This is a genomic window from Mesorhizobium sp., from assembly GCF_005063415.1.
Lineage (GTDB): Bacteria > Pseudomonadota > Alphaproteobacteria > Rhizobiales > Rhizobiaceae > Mesorhizobium.
The window spans coordinates 201,975-202,722 of the sequence record NZ_SUEG01000001.1; the positions used below are offsets into that span (position 1 = coordinate 201,975).

Annotated in this window: 1 protein-coding gene; it reads right to left on the minus strand. The window is 57.8% G+C overall.

The annotated features are described in order from the left end of the window. Positions 1-405: 405 nt before the first annotated feature. On the minus strand, positions 406-588 hold the full coding sequence (locus E5W70_RS01065) for a hypothetical protein (RefSeq protein WP_292653613.1): 183 nt from the start codon (positions 586-588) through the stop codon (positions 406-408). Positions 589-748: the final 160 nt, after the last annotated feature.

Sequence of the window (748 nt, forward strand, 5' to 3'; positions counted from 1 at the left end):
CCACTATCGTCCATCCGAGGACCGCAGAAAATAGTTTATTCATAGGCGGGAGAAGCATCATATTCGGGCGGAGAAATCAAGCCGACGAAGCGCCAGCCGCCGGTCTGTCCGTGCTTGGCGCGGCGGGTGACAGTTTTCGCTTTGCGGCAGGTTGTTGATACCGTGAAAGAGGTGTTCGGTCGTTGAGCACCGCCACTCCGAATGATGGCAGGCACCGATCGCCATCATCCATGCGCTCGATAGTATTCATTCCCGATTGGGGATCAGGAGCGGCTACTTCATTCCGGCCAGTGCATTCACGTCGCCGCAGAACTCCGCGTAAGGCTTGCTCTGGGCCGCATCTTGGCATGCTCTCATCATCATGTTGCGCTGGGCTTTCGGCATGGCCATGAGGACAACCTTGAATTACGGCATCGGCTTCAGCGTTTTCATGCTCCTGCCGGTGTAGAATGGCCGGATGTTGTCGACCACATCGAGTGCGCCGGCGAATGCGGTGGCGCCCATGGCGGGCGGTGGTCCGCCTTGCGCCCGGAAACGCGACGTCGTGCGCGCAGGAACGAAGAAATTGGCTTGAGCGACCCGAGACATAGGTGACGTTTTGTACCGGACACATGGGTAACACTTTTGGCTTTTGGCCGGAGGTGTTGATGCCGTGGAAAGAGTGTTCGGTGATGGAGGAACGTCTTCGTTTTGTAGCTCGCCTTCTCGACGGGGAAGGCATGAGCGATGTATGCCGGGAGTTCGGCAT

Bases quoted from the DNA above. Each gene is read 5' to 3' on its own strand.
- E5W70_RS01065 (WP_292653613.1), bottom strand. From the start codon at position 588: ATGTCTCGGGTCGCTCAAGCCAATTTCTTCGTTCCTGCGCGCACGACG.